We start from the raw sequence: 25,822 nt of genomic DNA, 5'->3' as shown, positions 1-25,822 counted from the left end.
CCGCCTCCTGTGGGTCGCCGGATCCAGTTGCGATGCAAAAAAGTTCGATAGGAGAGGAATGGTGAGTCAACACGCGCCAGGCGACCCGACGGAAACCGGTTATCCCCCCAGCGGTTACAGCTGGTATGTGGTCGCCATCCTGACGCTGACTTATGCCGTGTCGTTCGTCGACAGGCAGATCATGGCGCTGATGATCGAACCCATCCGCCGGGACCTGGGCATCAGCGATACCCAGGTCAGCCTCCTGATCGGCCTGGCGTTCGCGATCTTCTATGTCCTGCTCGGCGTGCCTATCGGCAGACTGGCCGACCGTTACAGCAGGCGCGCGATCATCGCCTCGGGCATCGCCATCTGGTGCGCCATGACCGCCGCCTGCGGACTGGCCCGGAACTACGGCCAACTCTTCGTGTTCCGGCTGGGCGTCGGCATCGGCGAAGGCTCGCTCGGTCCGGCAGCGCTCTCGCTGATCAGCGACTACTTCCCGAAGCGGACCCGGACCCGCGCGATCGGCGTCTACAACATGGGCATCCTGTTGGGCATCGGCCTGGCGATGATCGTCGGCGGCCAGGTCATCACCTACGTATCGAACGCTCCGCCGCTGCGCCTGCCCATGGTGGGCGAGCTGTACGCCTGGCAGACGGTGTTCATCGTGGTGGGCTTGCCGGGCCTGCTGATGGCCGCGTTGATGTTGACCATCCGCGAGCCGAGCCGCAAGGAAGGCCTTCCGACGGAGGCGGGCGCCGCCGTGCACATGTCGCTGGCCGAAGTCGCGCGCTATCTGCTCGACCGCTGGCGCATGTACGGGAGCCACTTCCTCGGCCTGTCGGCCGTGGCCCTCCTGGCTTACGCGCTCTTCGCCTGGATCCCCACCATGTTCATCCGGACCTGGGGCTGGGGCATCGCCGAGGTCGGCCTCGCCTACGGCACGGTGGTCCTGCTGGCGGCGCCCTTGTCGGCGCTCGCCGCGACGTGGCTGAGCGAACGCCTGGCCGCCAGGGGATACCGCGACGCGCAGATGCGCGCGGCATTGATCTGCGCGATCGTCGCCGGCGCCAGCGCGGTCGGCGCGGCCCTCGCACCGTCGCCCTGGATCGCGGTCGTGCTGCTGCTGCCCGCTTCCATCGGCACGACCGCGGCCACCGCCTGCGCCCTCGGCGCCCTGATGATCGTCACGCCGAACCAGATGCGCGCCCAGGCGTCGGCGATCTACTACCTGGTCGTCAACGTGGTCGGCCTGACCATCGGTCCCACCGGCGTGGCGCTGTTCACCGACTACGTATTCCGCGACCCGCTCGCGCTGCGCTATTCGGTAATGAGCATTTCGCTGGGCGCGGTCCTGTTCGCCGCGGCCCTGCTCGTCTACAACCTGCGCCACTTCCGTGCCGCCCTGGCGGAATCGCAGGCATGGGCCGACGTTCCGTCCTGACCGCGCTTCCGCCTTGGGAAATGGCCCATAGTCACGATAACAACGCTTCGAAAATGGAGTTAGAAAAATGAGCAGCAACGCGATAGATCGGTTGCGGTCGCCGGACTTGAAAAAGTTGTTGCAGGGCGATCTGCCCGTGCCGCTGTATTTCCAGATGTTCACCATCCTGCGCGACTACGTGCTGAGTGGGGAAATTCCCGTGGATACGCAATTGCCGTCGGAGTTCGAACTGACCCATTCGTTCGGCGTCTCGCGGATGACGGCCAAGCGCGCACTGGACGAGCTTGCGGTGGCCGGACTCGTCAAGCGTTCGCGCGGGCGCGGCACGGTCGTGATCCATCAGGCCGCATCCAAGCAGAAGAAGGCCAAGCCGTTGCGCGCGCCGCTGACCGGCCTGCTCGAGAGTCTCGAGATACTCGCCGAGGCCACCGATGTGAACCTGCTCCAGTTCCTGCGCACGCCGCCGCCAGCGCGCGTCCGCGAACTTTTCGAGCTGGGCGCCGACGAAGCGATCGTGAACGCGGTCCGGGTGCGCAGCCTCAACAAGACCCCGTTCGGCTACTACACGAGCTGGACCAACACCGACCACCCGCAGTTCAACAAGGCCAATCTCGCCACTACGTCCCGCCTGGCGTTGTTCAAGCGCTGCAAGATCGACATAGCCCGGGTCGAACAGAGCCTGTCGGCGGTTTCGGCCGACGCCATCATCGCGGGGTACCTGAAGGTGAAGCCCGGCGCGGCGCTGCTCACCCTGGAGCGCCAGTCATTCAATGCCAGCGGCCAACTGGTCGATCTGCTGAACATCCAATACCGACCCGACCAGTTCCGCTACCAGATGAGCCTGGATGTCGTGAACTGGAAACCGAAAGAGTAGGAACATGGCTTCGACGCTTGCCGAAAAAATAATCGCGCATTCGTGCGGGCGCGAGCAGGTGCGGCCAGGCGAGATCATCACCGCCTCGATCGACCTGCTGATGATGCACGACTCGGGAGGACCCCGAAGGGTCGCCTCGCGGCTGGAAGCGCTGGGCGCCACGGTATGGGATCCGGACCGCGTGGTCGTGGTCAGCGACCACTTCGTTCCCGCGGTGGATATCGAGAGCGCCGAAATACTCGCGCTGACCCGCCGCTGGGCCCGGGCGAATGGCGTACGGCACTACGATTCGGTCGGGATCTGCCACGTGGTGCTGCAAGAGCACGGGCATATCCAGCCGGGGATGTTCTGCGTGGGCGGGGATTCGCACTCGACCAGTGGAGGCGCGTTCGGCGCGTTCATGATGGGCGTCGGGGCCACCGATATCACCGCCGCACTGGTCACTGGCGAGATATGGCTGAAGGTGCCGGAAACGGTCCGGGTGAATTGGAACGGCGAACTGGCCGCCGGCGTCAGCGCGAAAGACATGATGCTGTTCCTGTGCGCCTCGCTGGGCATGGGCAATGAGAACCAGGCCTTCGAATACGACGGCCCGGCCGTGCGCAGGATGTCGATGTCCGAACGCATGGTGTTGTGCAACATGTCCGCCGAGCTCGGCGCCGAGACAGGCATCGTTACCGCCGATGCCGCTACCTTGCATGCGCTGGAGCTGGCCGGGCGTCCGTTCGCCGGCGACATCGGACGCTGGCAAAGCGACTCCGACGCAGCCTGTCTCGCCAACCACTGCTTCGACGCAAGTACGCTCGAACCGCAGATCGCGGCCCCGCACAGCCCCGCCAATAGCCGGCCGGCGGCCTCCTATGGCCGGGTCGCGATCGATCAGGCCTACATCGGCGCGTGCACCGGCGCCAAGCTGTCGGACCTGCAGATGGCCGCGGAGGTGCTGAAGGGACGCAAGGTGGCGCGCGGAACGCGACTGCTGATCGCGCCGGCCTCGGTGGAAATGACCGCCCGGGCGGCTGCCGACGGCACGCTGCGAATCCTCACCGATGCAGGCGCAATCCTGCTGCCCACGGGTTGCGGCGCCTGTGCCGGCATGGGCGCGGGCATGGTCGCCGGCGGCGAGGTGTGCCTGTCCACCACCGCGCGCAATTTCAAGGGCCGCATGGGGTCGTCCGAGTCGATGGTCTACCTCGGGTCGCCCTACAGCGTCGCTGCAGGCGCGGTGAAGGGCGAGATATGCGATCCGCGCGAAATGTTGGCGGAGACGGCATGAACGTCCGTGGCCGCGCTTTCGTCTTCGGCGACAGGATAGACACCGATCTGCTCGCTCCCGGTCCGTACATGCGCAGCTCCATCGAGGAGCTGGCCAGCCATTGCCTGGAGGCGATCGATCCCGATTTCGCCCGCGAGGTGAGGCCCGGCGACGTCATCATCGCCGGCGACTCGTTCGGTATCGGCTCGTCGCGCGAACAGGCGGTGCAGGCCCTGCTCACGCTCGGGGTCGGTGCGTTGCTGGCGAAATCCTTCGCCCGGATCTTCTATCGAAACGCGCTCAATCTCGGCATGCCCACGCTGGTCTGTCCCGAGCTCCAGGCCGATCCCGGCGACGATATCGAGGTGCGCCCGGTCGAAGGCATCGTGATCAACCACACCCAGGGACGCGAGTTCCCCTGCGAGAAGATGCCAGCCGAGTTGCTGGAGGTGGTCGCCGTCGGCGGGCTGATGCCGTGGCTCGAACGCAAGCTGGCCCGTAGGCGCGCGCCATGACCGATGCCGTTGTCCGTCGCGGGATTCCGCGTTCGACCGCGGCCGGAATACCGTCCCGCAAACAGCGCAGGACGCGCGTCGCTCGGGTCGGAAAATAGGCCGATCGCCTTTCCATTCTTCCTTTCACCGTTTCTCCGGAGTCACAACCATGGCAGTTGAGTTCGACGTCCTTATCAAGAATCTTCGTGTCGTCCGCCCGAACCAGGACACGGTGGCGATCGGCGATATCGCAATCAAGGACGGCAAGTTCGCCGAGATTTCCGCCGCTATAGATCCCGCGCGCGCCAGCGAACTCGTCGATGGAAAGGGCCGATTGGCGTTTCCCGGCGCCGTGGACGCGCACATGCACACGGGCATCTACCAGCCATTGGAGCTGGATGCGGTCAGCGAGAGCAGGGCGGCGGCCATGGGCGGCGTCACCAGCTCGCTCAATTACATGCGCACCGGCCAGTATTACCTCAACAAGTCCGGCCCGTACGCCGAGTTCTTCCCCGAGGTGCTGCGCCAGGCCGAGGGCAATTTCCATGTCGACTACTGCTTCCATCTGGCGCCGATGATGGCCGCCCACATCGACGAGATCGACGCGCTGATCGCCGACCATGGGGTCTCCTCGTTCAAGATCTTCATGTTCTACGGCCAGCACGGCCTGCACGGCAGCAGCGCCGACCAGAGGTCGTTCCTGATGACGCCGCCGGGCGAGCATTACGACTACGCGCATTTCGAGTTCATCATGCGCGGCGTCCGCCGTGCGATGGACAAGTACCCCAAACTGGCCGACCAGATCTCGTTGTCGCTGCACTGCGAGACCGCAGAAATCATGCGCGCGTACACCGAGATCGTGCAGCGCGAGGGCAAGCTGGAGGGGTTGCCGGCCTATTCCGCATCGCGTCCGCCGCACTCCGAGGGACTGGCCGTCTTCATCGCCAGCTATCTTGCCAACGAGACGGATTGCGTCAACATCAACCTGCTGCACCTGACGTCGCGCAAGGCGCTGGATGCGGCGATGATGATGGCCGCGACCTTCCCGCACATCAATTTCCGCCGCGAAGTCACCATCGGGCACCTGATGCTCGATACCGATGCGCCCTGCGGTGCGCTGGCCAAGGTCAATCCGCCTATCCGCCCGCGCGAGGATGTGGAATACCTGTGGCAGGCGCTGCTCGATGGAAACATAAGCTGGGTATGCTCCGACCATGCCTGCTGCAAGACCGAGTCGAAGGTGCATGCGGAGCATCCGGACGACATCTTCGTGGCCAAGTCGGGCTTCGGCGGCACCGAATACATGTTGCCCGCACTGATCTCCGAAGGGCGCAAGCGCGGCCTCGGCTTCAATCGGATCGCCGAACTGGTGTCATGGAATCCTGCACAACGCTATGGCTTGAACCGCAAGGGCGATATCGCCGTGGGTTTCGATGCCGACCTGGCCCTTGTCGACGACACCGCGTCGTACACGATCCACGCCAGGGAAAGCGAGTCTTGCCAGGGCTACACTCCGTTCGAGGGCATGCAGATGGAAGCGCGTGTCGATCAGACCTGGCTGCGCGGTCAGTTGATATATGCGGATGGCGCCGTGGTCGGAAAGCCGCGCGGCAGGTTCATGCGTCGGCCCGACTGACGCTCCCGCGCAGCGCAATCCGTGGGCGCGCCTGCAGCGCGCTCCAGCGGGATGGATGCACTGGCGTGGGAGCGTCCATTGCGGCGAGCGAAGGCCCGCTCCAATCCGTCTGGATCAAGCCTCTCCAGCGGGCGGAGAGGAGTCCCGGCCTGCGCCGGTACCCGCCTGCGGACTACTCGATCGACCCGACCGGCAACTGCCGACGCAGCCAGTTGCGCGCGAACCTTTTATTCCGGACCTGAATTCGATGCCCGACACCAATCTGAAAGAACGGCTCAGCCTATCCCAGCCGCTGCTGGTCCCGGGCGTCTACGACGCGCTGACCGCACTCCTCGCCCAGCAGGCCGGCTTCGAGGCGCTGTACCTGTCCGGCGCGTCGATCGCCTACGCCCGGTTGGGCCGTTCGGATGTCGGTCTGGTCACCGCCACCGAAGTGGCCGATACGGTGGCCAGCATCGTCGACAGGGTCGACCTGCCGCTCATCGTCGATGCCGACACGGGTTGGGGCAATGCGCTCAACACCCAGCGTACCGTGCGTGCCTTCGAGCGTGCGGGCGCGGCCATGCTGCAACTCGAAGACCAGACATTTCCCAAGCGTTGCGGGCATCTCGCTGGCAAGGAGGTGATCCCGGTGGCGGAAATGTGCGGAAAGCTGCGCGCGGCGCTGGATGCGCGCAGGTCCGCGAGCACGCTGATCATGGCAAGAACCGATGCGCTCGCCGTCGAGGGCTGGAACGCGGCAGTGGATCGCGCCGAAGCGTATCTGGCGTGCGGCATCGATGCGCTGTTCATCGAGGCGCTGCGCACGCAGGAACAACTCAGCGAGGCCGGCCAGCGTTTCGGCAGCCGTATTCCCTTGCTGGCCAACATGATCGAAGGCGGAAAAACCCCGATCCACGACACCGATTCGCTGGGCAGGATGGGTTACCGCATCGTCATCTATCCAGGCGGGACTTCGCGCGCGGTAGGCTTCGCCTTGCAGAAGTACTTCGGAAGTCTCAAGGCCCACGGCACTACGGCGCCGATGCGGGAGCACATGCTTGACTTCGACGGACTCAATGCGGTCATCGGTACCACGGAACTGCTCGAACTGGGTCGCCGCTACTGATCGTTTGTTTGGGTTTCACCGCTCCCGCGGAAGGCTGCGTAAAACTGACTGTAGAGCGGGGCATGGCTGCGATGGATAGGTCGATCCCGCTCCGTCTTCCGGGCGATGCCGGTCCAATGGCGCATGCCCGACCCTCCCGCTTGTAGGAGCGACGCAAGTCGCGAAGACTTCGGCCTCCGATTTCCGCGAAGACCGGTTTCCCAGGCTCGATGACGTCGCGACCCGCGTCGCTCCTGCGCGCCTTCCTCTGCGTATGCGTGGACTGGCGAAGGGCGATGGTCTTCCGCCCGCCATCGAATTCCTGCGCTTCCGTGGCAGCCGCGGCGAGCGATTTCCTCGATCGAAGAAAGACCATGCGATGGTCGTCGTTGCATGCGATTCGCCGTGTTAGTTCACATGACGTGAGTGAAGCGAAATGTCGTGAAAAAGCGGTGAGACAAAAAGCGGCGTGGAGAAGGTAATGTAACTCGCGACCAGCAGTGCCGTGTTTCCATTGCGCCGGAGATCGGCATTGCCGCATCGATTTCCTGCGCAGGGTTCCGACCAATGACGGAATCTTCGCATGGGCAATGCGGATTGCATCGGCTGATCGAGAGAACGCGCGACGCCATGGGATCGGTGCGGCCGGGTACGTGTTCGTGTATTCCGTGCATCGCAGGCGCGGTGATCCGGCTCCAACGACAGGAGGTTCACCATGCAATGCATCCACCGCACTGCACATCGGCAACGCACGATTCTGTCCGATCATTCCTTGCCGACCCGGGCGATGTCCGATGCGCCGGTCGCGCGCGGTCGGGCCGCCGCTGCGCCCCGCCAATGCGAAGCGGAGACGGGCCAGACGCTGGCGACGGCCATGAAGGCCGACATGGCCGATGGACCGGCCCGGACCGCCGATTGGATGGGCGGACATGGAAGCACGTGGTTCAGTCCCGCCAACTGGAGCGCCTTCGCGACGCCAGCGGCGGGCACTGATCTCCGTATCGGGATACGCGTTCCCGTCGAGATCGAAGAAGGCGATGCAGTCTGCCGCGACATGGTCGTCGGCGGAGCCGGTGGCGCCTCGCTGACCATTTCCGGTGGCGGTACGGTGAGCGGCGTCGAGGCAAGGATTGGCCGCGAAGGCGGCGGGGGCACCGTTACCGTGGTCGGCCTTGGCCTGGGCTCGCGCTGGAACACGCATGGACTGTACGTCGGCGACGTTGGTTCGGGAACGCTGGAGATCCGCGACGGCGGACTCGTGGAAAGCGCATCGGGTTCCATCGGTTCGCAGGCGGGGTCCTGCGGCGATGTCACGGTCACGGGCGTCGATTCCACAGGCGCCAGTTCCAGTTGGATCATCGATGCGGGAAACCTCGTCGTCGGCGATGTCGGAGGCGGCACGCTGCTGGTCGAACTCGGCGGCACGGTCCGCAGCCACGAAGCCATCATCGGCAATGCGGCGGACTCGACCGGCAGCAAGGCGACGGTGACCGGCGACGGCTCTACCTGGACCAACGAGGGCCCGTTGTATGTCGGCGATGCCGGTTCGGGAGCGCTGGATATCCTCGGTGGCGGCCGCGTGGAAACCGAATCGGGTTGCGTCGGCTACCGCGTGGGCGCGGAGGGCGAGGTCAAGGTCGCCGGCACCGATTCCCGCTGGATCCACACGGCAGGTCTCTGGGTCGGCTACAGGGGTGTCGGCACACTCGCCATCGAAGTGGGCGGCCTGGTACGCGGCGTGGACGGTTACATCGGCGCGGAGACCGGCTCGGTCGGCGCGGCCACGGTCACCGGCTCCGGTTCCGGCTGGATCAGTACGGGGCACCTTCTGGTCGGCGGCCTGGGTACCGGCGCACTCCGCGTGCGCGACCGCGGTCTGGTGCGCGGCGCCTGCTGCTGGATTGGCAACTCTTGCGGCTCGAAGGGCGAGGTCATGGTGACCGGCGCCGGTTCCCACTGGATCATTTCCCGTGAGCAGACCGTGGGCTTGCGCGGCGCAGGCGAGCTCACCATCGCGGAGGGTGGCCGGGTGGAAGTCCAGGCCGGCCATGGCGACAGCCGGCTGGCCCTTTTCGATGGCTCCAGCGGCACGCTCAATATCGGCACGGGAGGCGCGGCGGGCGTTCTCGACTCGGCCACGATCATCGGTGGCGACGGCATTGCGACGCTCAACTTCAATCACGACGAGGCGCGGTACGCCTTCACCAGCGATGGCACCGCAACCGGCGCGGCCATCCTCATCGGCGGCTCGATCGCGGTCAACCAGATCGGATCGGGTACTACCACGCTGCTGGACACCCACACCTACACCGGCGCCACCACGGTATCGGCCGGCACCCTGCTGGTCGAAGGCGCACTCGGCGATACCGCGATCAAGGTATGCAAAGGCGGGACATTGGGCGGTTCGGGTTCGGTCGCCGGCGCAGTGACGATCGCCGATGGCGGCATCCTGGCGCCCGGCTCCAGCTCCGGCGCGGGCGTGCTGACGCTCGGCGCACTGACGCTGGACGGCAGGGCGAGGCTGGGCTACGCGCTCGGCCAGGCTGGCGCGGTCGGCAACGGCGCCAACGACCTGATCGAGGTCAAAGGCGACCTGATCCTCGACGGCAGGCTGGACATCACCGACATCGGCAGCTTCGGCGCGGGGGTGTACCGGTTGATCAACTACAGCGGCGACCTGATCGACAACGGCCTCGAGGTCGGCAGCGTGCCGGACGGCGTCGACCGGCAGGACCTGTTCGTGCAGACCGCGATCCACGGGCAGGTGAACCTGGTCAACCGCGCCGGGCTTGCGCCGGGTTGCCGCGACGGATCGGTCTCCGCCGGGCACGACAGCGACGTCATCGTCGGCGCCGGCGTCGATGCGGCCAGCTTCGGTAACGGCGCGCGCTGGCGCCGGTAGGGCGCGGTCCGGTGCGGCGGTTCGCGCGCCACGCAAGGCAAATGCAGTCATCCAACCAATAGAAGAACCAGGGGAAAGTCCACCATGCAACACAGCCATCGCATCGTGCGCAAGCACCAGACAATCTCGTCCGCCCGTTCCTTGTTGACGCTGGCCGTCTCCGATGCGCTGGCCTCGTGCAGGCAAACGGCCGCCGCGCCGCGCCGGCGCGGGACGCAGGCGGCGCTGGTGATGGCAACTGCGATGACGTTTGCGTTTGCGGGCTTGCCTGCGCATGCCCAGTCCATCACCACTTGGACGGGCGAGGAGTCGAGCGACTGGTTCGATGGCGACAACTGGAGTCAGGGCGCGGAGCCCACCATTGTCGATGACGTGATCATCGGCGCGGGCAACCACACGCCGGCCGTGACCGACGGCCGATACTCCCGCATTTCCTTGATGTGGATCGGCTATGAGAGCGGCGGCATCGGAAACTTCCGGATCACCGATGGCGGCTGGCTCGACAGCAGGAGTGTCTGGATCGGCTTCGATCCCGGCACGCAGGGGGCGGCGCTCGTCAGTGGCGGAGATTCCCAGTGGCGCGTCGACGGCCCGTTTGTTGTCGGCGATGCTGGCACCGGCACGCTGCGCGTCGAAGCCGGGGGCACGGTCACAGTCTTCAACAGCGACGTTGTCGTCGGCAATGGAGACGGGTCGGTCGGCGAGGTCACGGTGACCGGCACGGAATCGAGTTGGAGCAACCGGAGAAACCTTTTCGTCGGCAATGCGGGCACCGGCAGGCTGCTCATCGAAGCCGGCGGTGCGGTCGACAACCAGGAAGGGATCATCGGCAACGAAGCAGGCTCGGTCGGCGAGGCCACGGTGACCGGCAGTGGCTCTACCTGGACAAACGGGGGGGCGTTGACCGTCGGCAGGGAAGGGCAGGGCTTGTTGCGGATCCTCGACGGCGGCCTGGTGGAAAGCGCATCGGGTTCCATCAATTCCGGCACGGCCCCGGATGGCGGGGTCGAGGTGATCGGCAGCGGCTCCACCTGGACCAATGCGGGTGGGCTTCTGGTCGGCGAGACCCGCCTGGGGTCGATGGAGGTCCTCTTCGGCGGCCTGGTGGAAAGCGCGTCGGTTTCCCTCGGTTCCGGCACGGGTTCGGAAGGTCGGGTCAGGGTGAGCGGCTTCGATGCCGCCACCGTCAGCTCTCGCCTGGGCATCACGGGAGATCTTCTGGTCGGTGACGCGGGGACCGGAAAACTGTCCGTCGACAACGCCGGCGTGCTCGACAACCAGGAGGGCATCATCGGCAACACCGCGGACTCGACCGACAGCCGGGCATTGGTGACCGGCACCGGCTCCACCTGGACCAACCGGGGGGCGTTGTCCGTCGGCAAGGGAGGAGAAGGAATCCTGGAGGTCCTCGATGGCGGCCATGTGGAAAGCGCATCGGGTTCCATCGGTACGGCGGCGGGCTCGGATGGCAAGGTCAGGGTGAGCGGTGTCGATTCCGCCGGCACCTATTCCAGCTGGGAAATCGACGCGGGCAATCTCACCGTCGGCGATGCCGGCGCCGGCTTGCTGCTCGTCGAAGCCGGCGGCCGGGTCCGCAACCTGCACAGCTTCATCGGCAACGAAGCGGGCTCGGTCGGTGAGGTCACGGTGACCGGCGAGGGCTCTGCCTGGATCAACGATCACGGGCTGTGGGTCGGCAACGCCGGTTCGGGCGTGCTGGAGATCCGCGATGGTGGCGTGGTGGGCAGCGTGGAAGGCGTGGTCGGCAACGCCAATGCCGGTGACGGCGCGGTGCTGGTGGACGGCGCCGGTTCGCGATGGGACATCGGCGGCGGGCTCGTCGTCGGCAACGACGGCTCCGGGCAGGTGACCCTCAGCAACGGTGGCGCGATGACGAGCATGTACGCCGCCATCGGCAACCAGGGCCAGGAGCTCGGCACGGTGCTGGTGCAGGGCGCCGGATCGGCATGGACCGGTCTGCAAGGCCTGTATCTAGGCCTGCAAGGGAACGGTGCACTGACCCTCGCGGAGGGCGGCCGGGTGGAGGTCATGGCCGGCATCCCGGGTGCCGGTGTCGTGCTGGGTGGATACGCCGGCTCCAGCGGCACGCTCAACATCGGCGCGGGTGGCGCGGCGGGCGTGTTCGACGCGGCTTCGATTACCAGTGGCGACGGCATCGCGATACTCAACTTCAACCATAACGACGCGAACTATTTCTTCAGCAACGACGGCACCGCCAGTGGGACGGCTGTCCTGATCGACGGCACGACCACGGTCAACCAGATCGGCACGGGCACCACCGTGCTGACCGGCGCCCACACCTATACCGGCGCGACCAACGTCAACGCGGGGACGCTGCGGGTCGAAGGGTCGCTGGGCGACACGGCAACGACGGTGGTCGATGGTGCAACGCTGGGCGGTTCGGGTTCGATCGCCGGCGCAGTGACGATTGCCGATGGCGGCATCCTTGCGCCGGGTTCGAGCGCAGGCACGCTGACGGTCGGTTCGTTGACGCTTGAGGAAGGCGCGACCCTCGATTACGAGCTTGGTCAGGCCGATACAGTCTTCGACGGCGTTAACGACCTGATCAAGGTCACCGGCAACCTGACCCTCGACGGCACGCTGGACATCACCGACATCGGCGGCTTCGGCGCCGGCGTGTACCGGCTGATCAACTACGGCGGCGACCTGATCGACAACGGGCTGGAGATCGGCACGCGCCCCGCTGGCGTCGACGCCAACGACCTGTCCGTGCTGACCACGTTCGCCGGCCAGGTGAACCTGGTCAGCACCGCCGGCCTGACGCTGACGTTCTGGGATGGTGCGACGGCGCACGACAACGACGTCATCGAGGGTGGTGGTGGCACCTGGGACGCCGGCAACAGCAACTGGACCACGGCCAACGGCGCGACGAACGGCCGCTGGGACAACGGCACCTTCGCGGTGTTCGGCGGCACGGCCGGCAAGGTCGACGTCGTCGGCGAGCAGGCGATCGCGGGCCTGCAGTTCATGTCGGGCTACACGCTGACAACGGGCACAGATGGTGCATTGCGCATCGACGGCGCCGACTCGGTGATCCGCGTGGATCCCGACGTCACCGCGACCATCGATGTCGCCATCACCGGCACCGGCGGCCTGGTCAAGACCGACACTGGCACGCTGGTGCTGTCGGGTGCGAACAGCTACGAAGGCGGCACGCGCATCGATCTCGGCACGTTGCAGGTCGCGTCCGATGACAACCTCGGCGACGCCGCAGGCGGCCTGTCCTTCGATGGCGGCACGCTGCAGACCACTACCGCGTTCGCCAGTGCGCGCGACGTGGATCTGCAAGCCGGTGGCGGTACGTTCCTGACCGACGCCGACCTCGGTCTCGGCGGCGTCGTCTCCGGCGCCGGCACGCTGACCAAGGACGGCGACGGCACTTTGACGCTTGCGGGCGAGAACACCTACGCCGGCGACACCCGCGTGCTGGACGGCATGCTCGTGGGCGACACCGGTTCGATCCGCGGCAATCTCGCCAACGACGGCACGGTGGTGTTCGACCAGGCCGACGACGACACGTTCGCCGGTGCGATCTCCGGCGACGGCACGATGGCCAAGCGCGGTGATGGTGCCTTGACGCTCACGGGCAACAGCGCACTGGACTGGAGCATCGACGCCGGTGCCCTGGCCAGCCGCAGCACCCTGTTCACCGGCGATGCAAACATCGCCGATGGCGCACTGCTGCGCTTCGACGAACAGGGCGACGGCCGCTACGGCGGGAAACTGTCGGGCACAGGCGCCTTCGAGATCGCTGGCGACGGGATCTTCGCACTCACCGGCGACAGCGCCGGCTTCACCGGCACGACATCGCTGGAAAGCGGCACGCTGCAACTGGGCGGCGCGCTCGGCGGCAACACACTGGTCGCCAACGGCGCCTGGCTGACCGGCATCGGCATGCTCGGTAGCGTCGACAACCATGGCACGATCGCCCCCGGCAACTCGATCGGCACGCTGACGCTCACCGGCGACTACCTCCACCGCGACGACGCCACCCTGCTGGCCGAGATCGAACCGGGCGGCGACAGCGACCTGCTCGACATCGCCGGCAGCGCGACGATCGAAGGCGGCACGGTGGAGATCGTCAAGCTGCCCGGCCAGTACGAAGGCGGCACCCGCTACACGTTGATCGATGCCGCCGGTGGGGTGACCGGCAACTTCGACACGCTCGACCAGGACCTGCCGTTCCTCGATCTGCTGCTGGGCTACGACGCCAACCACGTGTACCTGGACGTGCAGCGCAACGAAGTCGACTTCAACATCGTCTGCGGCGACGGCACGTTCAACCAGTGCCAGGTGGCCGGCGCGCTGGACCGCATTGCCGATGGGGAGATAAGTGACGACCTCAAGACGGTCCTGACCGAAGTCACCACGCTGAGCCTGCCCGGCGCGCAGGCCGCGTTCGACACCCTGTCGGGCGAAGCCCACGCCAGCGCAGCCGGTGCAATGCTCGAAGGCCATGCGCTGTACGGCCAGACCGTGACCCGGCGCATCGCCGAACGACGCGAAGCGGTAGGCGCGCAACGCCTGCAGGGCGGCGCCTGGGCACGCGGTTACGGGATGGGCAGCGAACTGGACGGCGACGGCAACGCGCATGGCGCGCGGCTGGAGCTGTACGGCCTGGCGGTCGGTGTCGATGCCTGGGCAAGCGAGTCGTGGCTGATCGGTGCCAGCGTGAACACGCTCAAGCTCGATGCCGACTTCCGCGCAGGCGACGGTGCCGAAGCCGATGCGAAGAACGTGTCGCTGTACACCAGCGTGCAGGGCGAGCGCGGATACCTGGATGCGGTGGCGAGCTTCGCCTGGTGGAACAGCGAAGTGCAGCGGCGGATCGCGGTGGGCAGCCTCGCCCGCGAAGCACGCAGCGATTACGGCATGGACCGGATCGCACTGGCACTGGAAGCGGGCCTGACCTACGACCTGGGCAACTCGACCCTGCAGCCGTTGCTGTCGGTGGAGTTCAACAAGCTCTCGACCGAGGGCTTCCGCGAAGACGGGGCGGACGAGGTGAACCTGATCGGCCGCAGCCAGGACGTGGAGCGCACGGTGGCAGGTGCGGGCGTGCGCTGGACGGGAGAGTTCAGCGCTGGCACCTGGACGTTCGCACCAACGGCGCAGGCGCGCTGGCTGCATACGTTCGGCGATCTGGACGCCGAGTTCGACGTGGCCTTCGCTGGCGCGCCGGACACCTCCTTCCGGGTACGCGGGGTGACGGTGCCGGAGGACCGCGGCCTGGTCGGCATCGGCTTGCAGGCCAGCCGCGACACGCTCGATGTCTTTGCCGATGTCGATTACCAGGCCGGTGACGGGTTCAAGTCGGCCAGCTTCGGTGCGGGCCTGCGCTGGCGCTGGTAACCGCTGGCCTGCATCCGCTCCCGCCAGTAGCGGCACACACGTTCCATCCCAAACACGACACAACACCCAGATGCACGACCCCATGGAGTCCACCATGCAACGCAACCATCGCATCGTGCGCAAGCACAAGGCAAACCCGTCCCCCCGTTCCTTGCTGACGCTGGCCGTCTGCGATGCATTGGCATCGTGCAAGCGAGTGGCAACCGTACCGAGCCGACGTGAGACACAGGTGGCGCTGGTGATGGCAACCGCGATGACCTTTGCGTTTGTGGGTTCGCCTGCGCATGCCAAGGACAGCAGTAACTGGACGGGCGAGGTATCCGGCAGATGGTTCGAAGAGGGCAACTGGAGTGACGGCTTGCCGACGGATGAAACGAACGTGGTCATCGACGCTACTCAACACAATCCCGAGATCAGCGGTGGCGATGCATTCACTTCATTTCTCCATATCGGTGGTGCATTGACCATCTCTGGCGGCGGCACATTGAGCAGCTTTAAAGGAGATATTGGCGACGACAGCAGCGGAGGCACCGTTACGGTGACTGGTCCGGGCTCCCGTTGGAGTACGACTGCATTTGACGTTTCCGTTGGTGCGGGTTCCGACAGTATCGGCAGGCTTGACATCGAAAATGGTGGCGTAGTCGAAGCAAAAAGAGAGGTCAGTATCGGTAGGGGGGCCGGTGCTGTCGGGCAGGTCACGGTGGACGGTGCCGGTTCCGAGCTCTTTGCGGAAGGTGACATCGCTGTTGGCCACGCTTCGTATAGCAAGGGTACCCTCGTCCTTCAGGACGGTGGGCAGGCAAGAAGTGGTTCAGGGACCGTCGGCGCCAATTGGAATGCTGTCGGCGAGGCCACGGTGACCGGCGTGGATTCCAGTTGGAGCATTTCGCACCAACTGCGGGTCGGCAATCTAGGAGTCGGCACGCTGCTTGTCGAGGCCGGTGGGTCGATTGTCAGCGAGAGCGGCGTCCTTGGCATCATAGCCCTCGGCGAGGCGACCGTGACCGGCACCGGCTCCAGCTGGATCAACTCGGAAGACCTTCTCGTTGGCGATACGGGTGGCGGCAGGCTGTTCGTCGAAGCCGGCGGCACGGTCGGCAACCAGAGCGCGTTCATCGGCAACGAAGCAGGCTCGGGTGGCGAGGTCACGGTGACCGGCGTCGATTCCACTTGGACCAGCTCGGGAAACCTTGCTGTTGGCAATGCGGGCACCGGCACGCTGCTCGTCGAAGCCGGCGGCATGGTCGGCAACCAGCACGCATTCATCGGCAGCGAAACAGGCTCGGTCGGCAAGGCCACGGTGACCGGCGCCGGTTCCACCTGGACCAATGACGGCGGGTTGCACGTCGGCGTTGCCGGTGCGGGGACGCTGGAGATCCTCGACGGCGGCGTGGTGTCCAGCCTGGAGAGCGTGGTCAGCAATGGCGGCGACGGCACGGTGCTGGTGGATGGCGAGGGCTCGCAATGGAATGCCGGGGAAAGCCTGGTCATCGGCAACTTCGGCCTCGGGCAGGTGACTCTGGGCAACGGCGGCGTGGTGACGAGCACCTACGGCATCGTCGGCAACCAGGGCGATGCGCAAAGCACGATGCTGGTGCAGGGCGCCGGCTCTGCGTGGACCGGACTGGAAGATCTTTACGTCGGCTTCGCCGGCATCGGTGCACTGTCTATCGAGGACGGCGGCCGCGTAGAAAACGGGTCCGGCTCCATCGGTTCCAGCCACGGCTCGGTGGGCGAAGTCACGGTGGCCGGGCCCGGTTCCAGCTGGATCAATGCCGGTGGACTCAATGTTGGCCAGGAGGGCAACGGCACGCTGACCATCGAAGCAGGCGGCCTGGTGGAGAGCGCGGAAACCGGCATTGGCACCGGGGCGGGCTCAACGGGGTCGGTCACGGTGACCGGCGCCGGTTCGCGCTGGACATTCGTCGACAACGGCAGGGTGCGGATCGGCTATTTTGGCCACGGGATGTTGTCGATCCTGGGTGGCGCCGAAGTATCGGGCGACGTCGCGGTCATCGGCGACAGCACCGGCTCGACCGGCGCGGTGACGGTGGATGGCGCCGGCTCCACCTGGACGCAGAAAAAGTTGCACGTCGGCAATGCGGGGACGGGATCGCTGGAGATCCTCGGCGGCGGCCGCATGGAGAGCGGGGAAGGATACATCGGCTCCGGGGGATCGGGCGAGGTCAAGGTGTCCGGTATCGATTCCGACTGGACCAACTCGGGACCTATTTCCGTCGGCTTCGCTGGTACCGGCGTGCTGCTCGTCGAAGCCGGCGGCACGGTCTCGAGTGCGAGCGCCCGTATCGCAAACCACGCGGGTGCAACCGGCAGCAAGGCCACGGTGACCGGCAATGGTTCCGCCTGGATCAACGACGGCGATCTTTTCGTCGGCTATGACGGAGCGGGAGCGCTAGAGATCCTCGACGGTGGCGTGTCATCGAGCGCCAGAGGCTACATCGGTGTCCGGAGCGAGAACCACAGCACGGTGCGGGTGCAAGGCACCGATTCCGCATGGATCGATCTGGAGGACCTGTATATCGGTTCCTTCATCGAGGAACCCGGGAACGGTGCGTTGACCATCGACGATGGCGGCCGGGTAGAGGTCCATGCCGGTGGCAAAGATTTCGATGTCCTGCTGGCCAACATCGTTGGCTCGACCGGCACCCTCAACATCGGCGCGGGCGGCGCGGCAGGCGTGCTCGACTCGGCTTCGGTTACCGGTGGCGCCGGCACCGCGACGCTCAACTTCAACCACGACGACGCGGACTACGCCTTCACCAATGACGGCACCGCAGGCGGCACGGCCGTCCTGATTGGTGGCACGACGACGGTGAACCAGATCGGCACCGGCACCACCGTGCTGACCGGCGCCCACACGTATACCGGCGCGACCAATGTCAACGCGGGGACGCTGCTGGTCGAAGGGTCGCTGGGCAAGACGGCAACGACGGTGGCCGATGGCGGCAGGCTGGGCGGTTCGGGTGCGATTGCAGGTGCGGTGACGATCGCCGATGGCGGCATCCTTGCACCGGGCTCGAGTGCAGGCACGCTGACCGTCGGCTCGCTGACCCTTGAAGAAGGCGCGACCCTCGATTACGAGCTCGGCCGGGCCGGTGTCATCGGCGACGGCGTCAACGACCTGGTCGAGGTCACCGGCAACCTGACCCTCGACGGCACGCTGGACATCACCGACATCGGCGGCTTCGGCGCCGGCGTGTACCGATTGATGAACTACGGCGGCGACCTGACCGACAAGGGCTTGGGGATCGGCGACGTACCGGACGGCGGCGACCCGCAGGACTTGTTCGTGCAGACCGCGATCGGTGGCCAGGTGAACCTGGTCAACAGCGCCGGACTGACGCTGAGCTTCTGGGATGGCTCGGTCGCCAGCGAGCACAACAACGACGCCATCGACGACGGCGACGGCATGTGGAACGCCGGCAACGACAACTGGACCGCATCCGATGGCACGCTCAACGGTCGCTGGCACGACGGCACCTTCGCGGTGTTCGGCGGCACGGCCGGCAACGTTGAAGTCGTCGGCGAGCAGGCGATTGCCGGCCTGCAGTTCATGTCGGGTTACACGCTGACCGCAGGCACCGACGGCGCACTGCGCATCGACGGCGCCGACTCGGTGATCCGTGTCGATCCCGACGTCACCGCGACCATCGATGTCGCCATCACCGGCGCCGGTGGCCTGGTCAAGACCGACACCGGCACGCTGGTGCTGTCGGGCGCGAACAGCTACGAAGGCGGCACCCGCATCGACCTCGGCACGCTGTCGGTTGCGTCCGATACCAACCTCGGCGATGCAGCCGGTGGTATCGCGTTCGACGGAGGCACGCTGCAGACCACCGCCGCGTTCGCCAGTGCGCGCGACATGGACCTGCAAGCCGGCGGCGGCACCTTCCTGACCGACGCCGACCTCGGTCTCGGCGGCGTCGTCTCCGGCGCGGGCACGCTGACCAAGAACGGCGACGGCACCCTGACGCTGACCGGCGCCAACACCTACACCGGCGGTACCCGCGTGCTGGACGGCACGCTCGTGGGCGACACCGGTTCGATCCGCGGCGACCTCGCCAACAACGGCACGGTGGTGTTCGACCAAGCCGACGATGCCACGTTCGCCGGCAAGATCGCCGGCAGCGGCACGATGACCAAGGAGGGCGTTGGCGTGCTGACGCTCACCGGCAACAGCGCGCTGGACTGGAGCATCGACGCCGGCGCACTGGTCGCCCAGGCGAAGCAGTTCGGCGGCGATGCGAGCATCGCCGATGGCGCACGCCTGCGCTTCACCGAGGCCACTGGCACCTACGCCGGCACACTGTCGGGTGCAGGCGCCTTCGAGATCGCCGGGGGCAACACTGTGTTCGCACTGACCGGCAACAGCGCCGCGTTCACCGGCACGACCTCGCTGGAGAGCGGAACCCTGCAACTGGGCGGCACGCTCGGCGGCAACACGCGGATCGCCAACGGTGCAGTGCTCGGCGGCATCGGCACGCTCGGCAGCGTCGACAACCACGGCACCATCGCCCCGGGCAACTCGATCGGCACGCTGACGCTCACCGGCGACTACCTCCACCACGACGACGCCACCCTGCTGGCCGAGATCGAACAGGGTGGTACCAGCGACCTGCTCGATATTGCCGGCAGTGCGACCATCGAAGGCGGCACGGTCGAAGTCACCAAGGCCCCGGGCCAGTACGAAGGCGGCACCCGTTACACGTTGATCGACGCCGCGGGCGGGGTGACCGGCACGTTCGGCACACTGGACCAGGACCTGCCGTTCCTCGATCTACTGTTGGGCTACGACGCCAACCACGTGTACCTGGACGTGCAACGCAACGAGGTCGACTTCAACATCGTTTGCGGCGACGGCACGTTCAACCAGTGCCAGGTGGCCGGCGCGCTGGACCGCATTGCCGACGGCGAGGCCAGCGCCGACATGAAGGCCGCGCTGGCTGCGGTGACCACGCTGGACCTGCCCGGCGCGCAGGCCGCATTCGACACCCTGTCGGGCGAGGCCCACGGCAGCCTCACTGGGATCCTGCTCGAAGGCCACGCGCTGTACGGCCAGGCCGTGAGCCGGCGCATCGCCGACCGGCGCGACGAGACCGGTGCCGGGCGCCTGCAGGGCGGCGCCTGGGTGCGTGCGTATGGCGCCAGCAGCGATCTCGAGGGCGATGGCAACGCGCATGCCGCGGACTTCGAACAACGTGGACTGGCGGTCGGCTTCGACGCCTGGGGCGACGAGCACTGGCTGATCGGCGCCAGCTTCAACGCGATGAGCATCGATGCCGACTTCCGTCCCGGCGACCGCGGCGAAGCCGATACGAAGAATGCCTCGCTGTACACCAGCTTCCAGGGCGAGCACGCGTATCTGGATGCGGTCACCAGCTTCGCCTGGTGGAACAACGGAATCACCCGTGCGATCGTGGTCGGCGACATCGAACGCCAGGCGCGCAGCGAGTACGGTGGGCATCGGTTCGCGACCCACCTGGAAGCGGGTTGGAACTTCGCGCTGGGCCAGCGCCAGCAGCTGACCCCGCTGGTCAGCGTCGAGTACGCCAAGCTCGACCAGGAAGGGTTCCGCGAGGAAGGCGCACAGGATCTGGGCCTGATCGGCCGCTCGCAGGATGTCGAGCGCACCACGGTCAGTGCCGGGCTGCGCTGGACGACCGCGTTCGAACGTGGCGACTGGACGTTCGAACCGACGCTGCAGGCGCGCTGGCTGCATGCGGTCGGCGACGAATACGCCGAACAGGACGTCGCGTTCGCCGGTGCGCCCGACATCGGCTATCGCGTGCGCGGCGTGAGCTGGCCGCAGGACCGCGGCCTGCTCGGCGTCGGCCTGCAGATGCGCCATGGCGACAACCTCGATCTGTTCGTGGACGTCGATTACCAGCAGGGCGGCGGACTGGAAGCGAAAAACCTCGGCGCCGGCGTGCGCTGGCGCTGGTAGTGCCGAGGATCGCGGGGGACCGGATCGATCAATTCTCGAGAAAACAAGCGCCTTGCGGGGCGCTGTAGACAGCCTTGGCGGGTCGGCTTCAACAAAGGGGCCTCAACAAAGGGGCCAGAGCAAATATCCGGTTGAATTCCGAATTTTCCCATGCACCCAAGCAGGAAATCCCGATAGTCACGACCCGGCATGACAGGGACGCTTACTGCAGTCTTCCAGATGCAGAGGATTCCTCCCGCCATGCCGCGTCTTCGAAGAACAGGGCCAGGTTCACTTGACCGGAATAGGAACTGCGCCTGCTCCCGTTATCCGGTTGCTCGTTGCGCAACTCCAGCGGCGCGGGAATTCGATAATGGCGATCAACCGCTCGTTGGCGCACCCACCAGCACATCCGCGCCGCTGACCACGGTCGTCTCACCGGAGGCCAAGGACAGCATCGTCTGTGCAAGCGCCTCGGGCTCGACCCATGCGGAGAAATCCGCGTCGGACATGTCGGCGCGATTACGCGGCGTGTCGATGATCGTCGGCGAAACCGAGTTGACGCGGACGCCCGCGGGCCGGAGTTCCTCGGCCAGCGATTCGGTCAACCGCAGCACGCCGGACTTGGCCGCGGTATAGGCCGCCATGCCATTGCCGCCGCGCCGGGCCGCCGCCGCGGCCACGTTGACGATCGCCGCGCCCGGCCGCAAGGTGGCCAGCGCCGCGCGGCTGGCGTTGACCGCGGTCAACACGTTGGCGCGGTAGAGCCGCAGCCACAGATCGCTATCGCTTTCGGCGACCGGACGCCATTCGAAGGCGCCGGCGATGTTGAGCAGCACGTCGACCGTGCCGAACCGCTCGACGATCCTGGCGAACGCAGCCTGCGCCGCCTCGAAATCGGCTAGATCGGTATCCGGGATCGCGAGGATCGCCGGATCCAGCGTGGCCGGCGCGGCGCCCCGGTCGATCAGCGCCACACGCGCCGACGAGGCAAGGGCGACAGTGGCGGCGGCCAGCCCGAGGATGCCGAATCCACCGGTGATGACCACGGTGCGGTTGGCGAGTGACGAAGCGGGGAAGGACATCGATTGGGTTCCTGATGAAGACGAAGAAGGCCGGTGGCCTATTCTGCTGGCCGGAATCACGAGGCTCAACCTTTATACAACTCCGGAAAGGCGTACTTACCCTACTCGTTAAACAACCAACAAAGAACGACAAAGGGGCCGGAGGGCACCCCAATGAAGGCGCTGCAAATTTGGATCGAGGTGATCTGCGGCACGATGAGCTTGATCTCTTCGCAGCCTTGCATATCGCTTTGATCGTGGCCGCATTCTGACCATCGTGGATCAGGGTGCCGGGATGCGAACCGACGCCCTGTCAGCGGCATCGGGCTGGACGTTCGATGTCTCCCTTGTCCACCGGCGATCCGCTTTAATCGGCGCCAGTGAGAAACACGTAGCCAACACCGCGAACCGAATTCAGCGGCAATGACTGATCGGTCGCAGCAGAGGCCTTGCGGCGCAGCCGGTGGACCAGCATTTCCAGCCGGTGCGGATCGAAATCGTGGATGCTCTCGGTAAGCCGGACGATGATCGCTTCACGCGATACGGCTTCGCCTGCGGAGGTCGCGAGCAAGCCGATGAACAGGCGCTCCGCATGGGTGAGTTGCACCTTGATGCCATCTGGAGAGATCAGATTCCAGCCGTCCGCTGCCAGATGCCAACCGGAAGGAGGCACTGCCGCGATGGGGCGTTGTTTGCGTTGCCCGATCCTGCGCAACAGGCTGCGCACGTTGGCGGCCAGTATATCCACGTCCACGGGTTTGGTGATGTAGGCGTCGGCGCCGCCCTCCAGCGCGCGTATTCGGTCTGCCTTGCCGCGCTTGCTCCCGGTCAGGATCACGATCCCCGCGTCCGTAAGTTTGCGCAGGTGATTGGCGATAGTGAGCCCATCCTCGTCGGGCAGTCCGATGTCAAGTATGAAGACGGAAAAATCCCGTGCGAGCATGCTGCGATAGGTTTCGATGGCGCTGCCGGCTCCCATCACGTTGAATCCTGCGTCGCGCAGGCCGGGAACCAGTATTTCATCACGCATTTCCGGGTCGTCTTCGACCACGAGCACCCACTGTTCACTGCTGTCCGTCACACAACTTCCCCTGTACCCGGATGCGATATGCGTTGCGCCCGCATCCGGTCATCGATCAGTCAAGCGGGTCGCGTGCCCCCCCCTGTTTGCAACGTCCATCATACCTTGATGCGTCATTGCGATTACGCATATTGGGCAAGCCGGGGGGCAGTCAAGCCGGGACAGGAAGAGGCCGTAAAAATTTCAATATATTTCATCTTATATAGAAAACTTCGCTTCAGGAGATTTTTCACCGGGATAGGTGCGTGTAGTCGGCCGCATCGTTGCCTATAGTCGCCGCCATAAGGGGGTCTGCGGTCTTCGATCGCGGTTCTGCTGGGGAGTTCCATAGCCATCTTGTCTTCCCCTTGAAGAAGCACGCTGCATCGGGTGTCCGATGCAACGTGCGCGCGCTACGAATCTGAGTCAGGGAAGCGGTGGAATGATGCAATCGACCTATAACGGCGGCGCGGTCGCGCGCGCGCGGCAACTTCGCGTGCATGCACAGCGGCTCCTTCACGGCCCAGCCTTGCTCTTTGCGCTCTTGTTGTTCGCCTGCGGACAGGCTTCGGCGCAGACATCGGTCGACAACATCGCGAGGGTGACCAATCCCGCGGGGCTCGCCTGTTCCGATGTCGCTACGAACCCGACCTGCGAGCGCACGGACAACGCACTGATCACGGTTGCCGCCCCTCCGCAGCCGGATTTCGGAAGTTGCGACGCGAGCATGTACCTCGCGCAGAACTCGCCGACCGGGCTGTTCAAGTTCGATACTTCCACGAATCCCTTTGCGGTCGACCCGATGGGGCCGACTTCGGCGCAGAACTACAACGCCGTCGCTTTCAATCCGCTCGACAACTACGTCTACGGCACCCTGCTGTCGAGCGCGCCGGGAACGCTGGCCCGGATCGGTAGCGACGGCAGCGTGGAAAACCTCGGGCTTGTCGCCGGCCTCGGGGTGCACAGCGTCGCGGGCGAAATAGGCCCCGGCGGGACGTACTACCTCTCGGCGGCCGGTCGACTGTACCGGGTGAATATCGCGACGATGACGTCGACATTCGTCACGTTGAGCCAGTCCATCGTTTTCCAGGACATGGCTTGGCACAACGGACTACTGTATGCCGCCGTCGCGGGCGGGGCGCTGTACTCGATAAACCCGGCGACCGGCGCGGTCACCCAGATCGGTCCGACAACGGGTGTAGCCGGTTCCTTCGGTGCCATGTTCGGGGCCAGCAATGGCGTCTTCGGTGGCAACAATGCGGGTGGATTCTATCAATTCGACCTGGCCACGGGCGTGGCTACGCTGATCTCGAACCTGCCGGGTTCGGGCAACAACGATGGCGCCAAATGCGCCACCACGCCGCTCGAGTTTCCGGCCGATCTTGCGATCACCAAGACCGACGGCAGCGACGAGTACACGCCAGGCGAGGATGTCGTCTACACCATCGTAGCCAGCAACCTCGGCCCGTTCGGCGTGTCCGGCGCAACGGTGAACGACCTGCTCCCGGCCGGCATCACGAGTGCCAGCTGGACTTGTGGGGCCGCGACCGGTGGTGGCAGCTGCGGCATCGCCAGCGGCACGGGCGCGATTGCCAACGTGCCCGTCGGCCTACCGGCGAACGCCACGGTGACTTTCACACTGACGATGGCAGTGCCGGCGGACTTCACCGGCGAACTGACCAATACCGCCACCGTGGCGGGACCGCCGGGTGGCGCGCCCGACCCCACGCCCGCCAACAACACCGCGACCGATACCGATACCACGCCCGCCGTCATCACGGTCAACAAGAGCGTAAATCCGGGCAGCGGCACGGCGGTGTCGGTCGGCGACACGCTGACCTACACCTTGACCGTGTCGGTCGCCAATGCGGTGACCACGACGGCGGAAACGCTGAAGGACACGCTGGGTGCGGGCCTGGAGGTCGGCACCTTGCCGGCGGGCTGCACCGCGGCGGGCCAGGAGATCACCTGCGTGCTCGGGATCGGCGCAGCGATCGGCGACCACACCTTCGAATACACCGCGACAGTGGTGGCCAATGCGACCACCTCGGTGAGCAACAGCGTGGTGCCGAGCACGGGCACCTGCCTGACCTGCACGACCACCAATCCGGTCGATCCGACGATTACGGTCAACAAGAGCGTGAACCCCGGCAGCGGCACGGCGGTGTCGGTCGGCGACACGCTGACCTACACCTTGACTGTCAGTGTCGCCAACGCGATCACGACCGCAGCGGAAACGCTGAAGGACACGCTGGGTACCGGTCTGACGGTCGGCACCTTGCCGACCGGTTGCACCGTGTCGGGCCAGGAGATCACCTGCGTGCTCGGGATCGGCGCGGCGATCGGCGATCACACCTTCGAATACACCGCCACGGTGGCCGCCAATGCGACCACGTCGGTGAGCAACAGCGTGGTGCCGAGCACGGGCACCTGCCTGACCTGCACGACGATCAATCCGGTCGATCCCACGATTACCGTCAACAAGAGCGTCAATCCGGGCGCTGGCACAGCCGTTTCGCCGGGCGACTCGCTGACGTACACGCTGTCGGTATCCGTTTTCAACGCGATCACGACGACGGCCGAAACGCTGACCGATACGCTCGGCACCGGCCTCGCGGTGGGCACCTTGCCGGCCGGCTGCACCGCGGCGGGCCAGGTCATCACTTGCGTACTGGCAGCAGGCGCG

13 protein-coding genes are annotated in these 25,822 nt (G+C 65.9%); 11 read left to right on the top strand and 2 right to left on the bottom strand.

Translation table 11 applies throughout. The annotated features are described in order from the left end of the window. Positions 1 to 61 precede the first annotated feature (61 nt). From CSC74_RS15345 to CSC74_RS15305, 9 genes are all read left to right on the top strand, one after another. A complete protein-coding gene (locus tag CSC74_RS15345; RefSeq protein WP_162315372.1) occupies positions 62 to 1,426 on the top strand; it encodes a spinster family MFS transporter in 1,365 nt (454 codons plus the stop codon). A 67-nt stretch (positions 1,427 to 1,493) separates the two neighbouring features. Beyond that, positions 1,494 to 2,300, top strand: a complete 807-nt coding sequence (locus CSC74_RS15340; protein ID WP_162315371.1) for a GntR family transcriptional regulator — start codon at positions 1,494 to 1,496, stop codon at positions 2,298 to 2,300. Positions 2,301 to 2,304: 4 nt separating this feature from the next. Continuing rightward, positions 2,305 to 3,576, top strand: coding sequence for a 3-isopropylmalate dehydratase large subunit (locus CSC74_RS15335; RefSeq protein ID WP_162315370.1), 1,272 nt, complete (start codon positions 2,305 to 2,307; stop codon positions 3,574 to 3,576). Next, a complete protein-coding gene (locus CSC74_RS15330; RefSeq protein ID WP_162315369.1) occupies positions 3,573 to 4,070 on the top strand; it encodes a LeuD/DmdB family oxidoreductase small subunit in 498 nt (165 codons plus the stop codon). The genes CSC74_RS15335 and CSC74_RS15330 overlap by 4 nt, the downstream gene beginning before the upstream one ends. A gap of 148 nt (positions 4,071 to 4,218) precedes the next feature. Then, entirely contained in the window at positions 4,219 to 5,685 is a 1,467-nt protein-coding gene (locus CSC74_RS15325) for a dihydroorotase (RefSeq protein ID WP_162315368.1), read from the top strand. Positions 5,686 to 5,932: 247 nt separating this feature from the next. After that, a complete protein-coding gene (locus CSC74_RS15320; protein WP_162315367.1) occupies positions 5,933 to 6,793 on the top strand; it encodes an isocitrate lyase/PEP mutase family protein in 861 nt (286 codons plus the stop codon). A gap of 694 nt (positions 6,794 to 7,487) precedes the next feature. Then, positions 7,488 to 9,674 (top strand): hypothetical protein, encoded by a 2,187-nt coding sequence (locus CSC74_RS15315; protein ID WP_162315366.1) that lies wholly within the window; start codon positions 7,488 to 7,490, stop codon positions 9,672 to 9,674. An 84-nt stretch (positions 9,675 to 9,758) separates the two neighbouring features. Further along, positions 9,759 to 15,068: an autotransporter domain-containing protein gene (locus tag CSC74_RS15310; protein ID WP_162315365.1), complete on the top strand. Its 5,310-nt coding sequence runs from the start codon at positions 9,759 to 9,761 to the stop codon at positions 15,066 to 15,068. Beyond that, complete coding sequence (locus tag CSC74_RS15305; protein WP_425501471.1) at positions 14,986 to 21,033, top strand: autotransporter domain-containing protein; 6,048 nt, start codon at positions 14,986 to 14,988, stop codon at positions 21,031 to 21,033. The genes CSC74_RS15310 and CSC74_RS15305 overlap by 83 nt, the downstream gene beginning before the upstream one ends. Positions 21,034 to 21,392: 359 nt before the next feature. Here CSC74_RS15305 and CSC74_RS15300 read toward each other — a convergent pair whose 3' ends face one another. Beyond that, complete coding sequence (locus CSC74_RS15300; RefSeq protein ID WP_162315363.1) at positions 21,393 to 22,097, bottom strand: SDR family NAD(P)-dependent oxidoreductase; 705 nt, start codon at positions 22,095 to 22,097, stop codon at positions 21,393 to 21,395. A 14-nt stretch (positions 22,098 to 22,111) separates the two neighbouring features. On the opposite strand from CSC74_RS15300, the gene CSC74_RS15295 reads away from it, so the two are divergent. After that, the gene (locus CSC74_RS15295) at positions 22,112 to 22,348 is read left to right on the top strand and encodes a hypothetical protein (protein WP_162315362.1); all 237 of its coding nucleotides are present in this window, start codon (positions 22,112 to 22,114) and stop codon (positions 22,346 to 22,348) included. Between the two features lie 95 nt (positions 22,349 to 22,443). Here CSC74_RS15295 and CSC74_RS15290 read toward each other — a convergent pair whose 3' ends face one another. Beyond that, positions 22,444 to 23,157 (bottom strand): response regulator transcription factor, encoded by a 714-nt coding sequence (locus tag CSC74_RS15290; RefSeq protein WP_246193309.1) that lies wholly within the window; start codon positions 23,155 to 23,157, stop codon positions 22,444 to 22,446. A gap of 508 nt (positions 23,158 to 23,665) precedes the next feature. Here CSC74_RS15290 and CSC74_RS15285 point away from each other — a divergent pair. Further along, on the top strand, positions 23,666 to 25,822 hold a 2,157-nt coding region (locus CSC74_RS15285; RefSeq protein WP_162315361.1), incomplete at its 3' end, for a DUF6923 family protein.

Origin of the sequence: Pseudoxanthomonas yeongjuensis (genome assembly GCF_010093345.1) — a bacterium.
Taxonomy (GTDB): domain Bacteria; phylum Pseudomonadota; class Gammaproteobacteria; order Xanthomonadales; family Xanthomonadaceae; genus Pseudoxanthomonas_A; species Pseudoxanthomonas_A yeongjuensis.
This window is presented reverse-complemented; position numbering and strand designations above follow the sequence as displayed.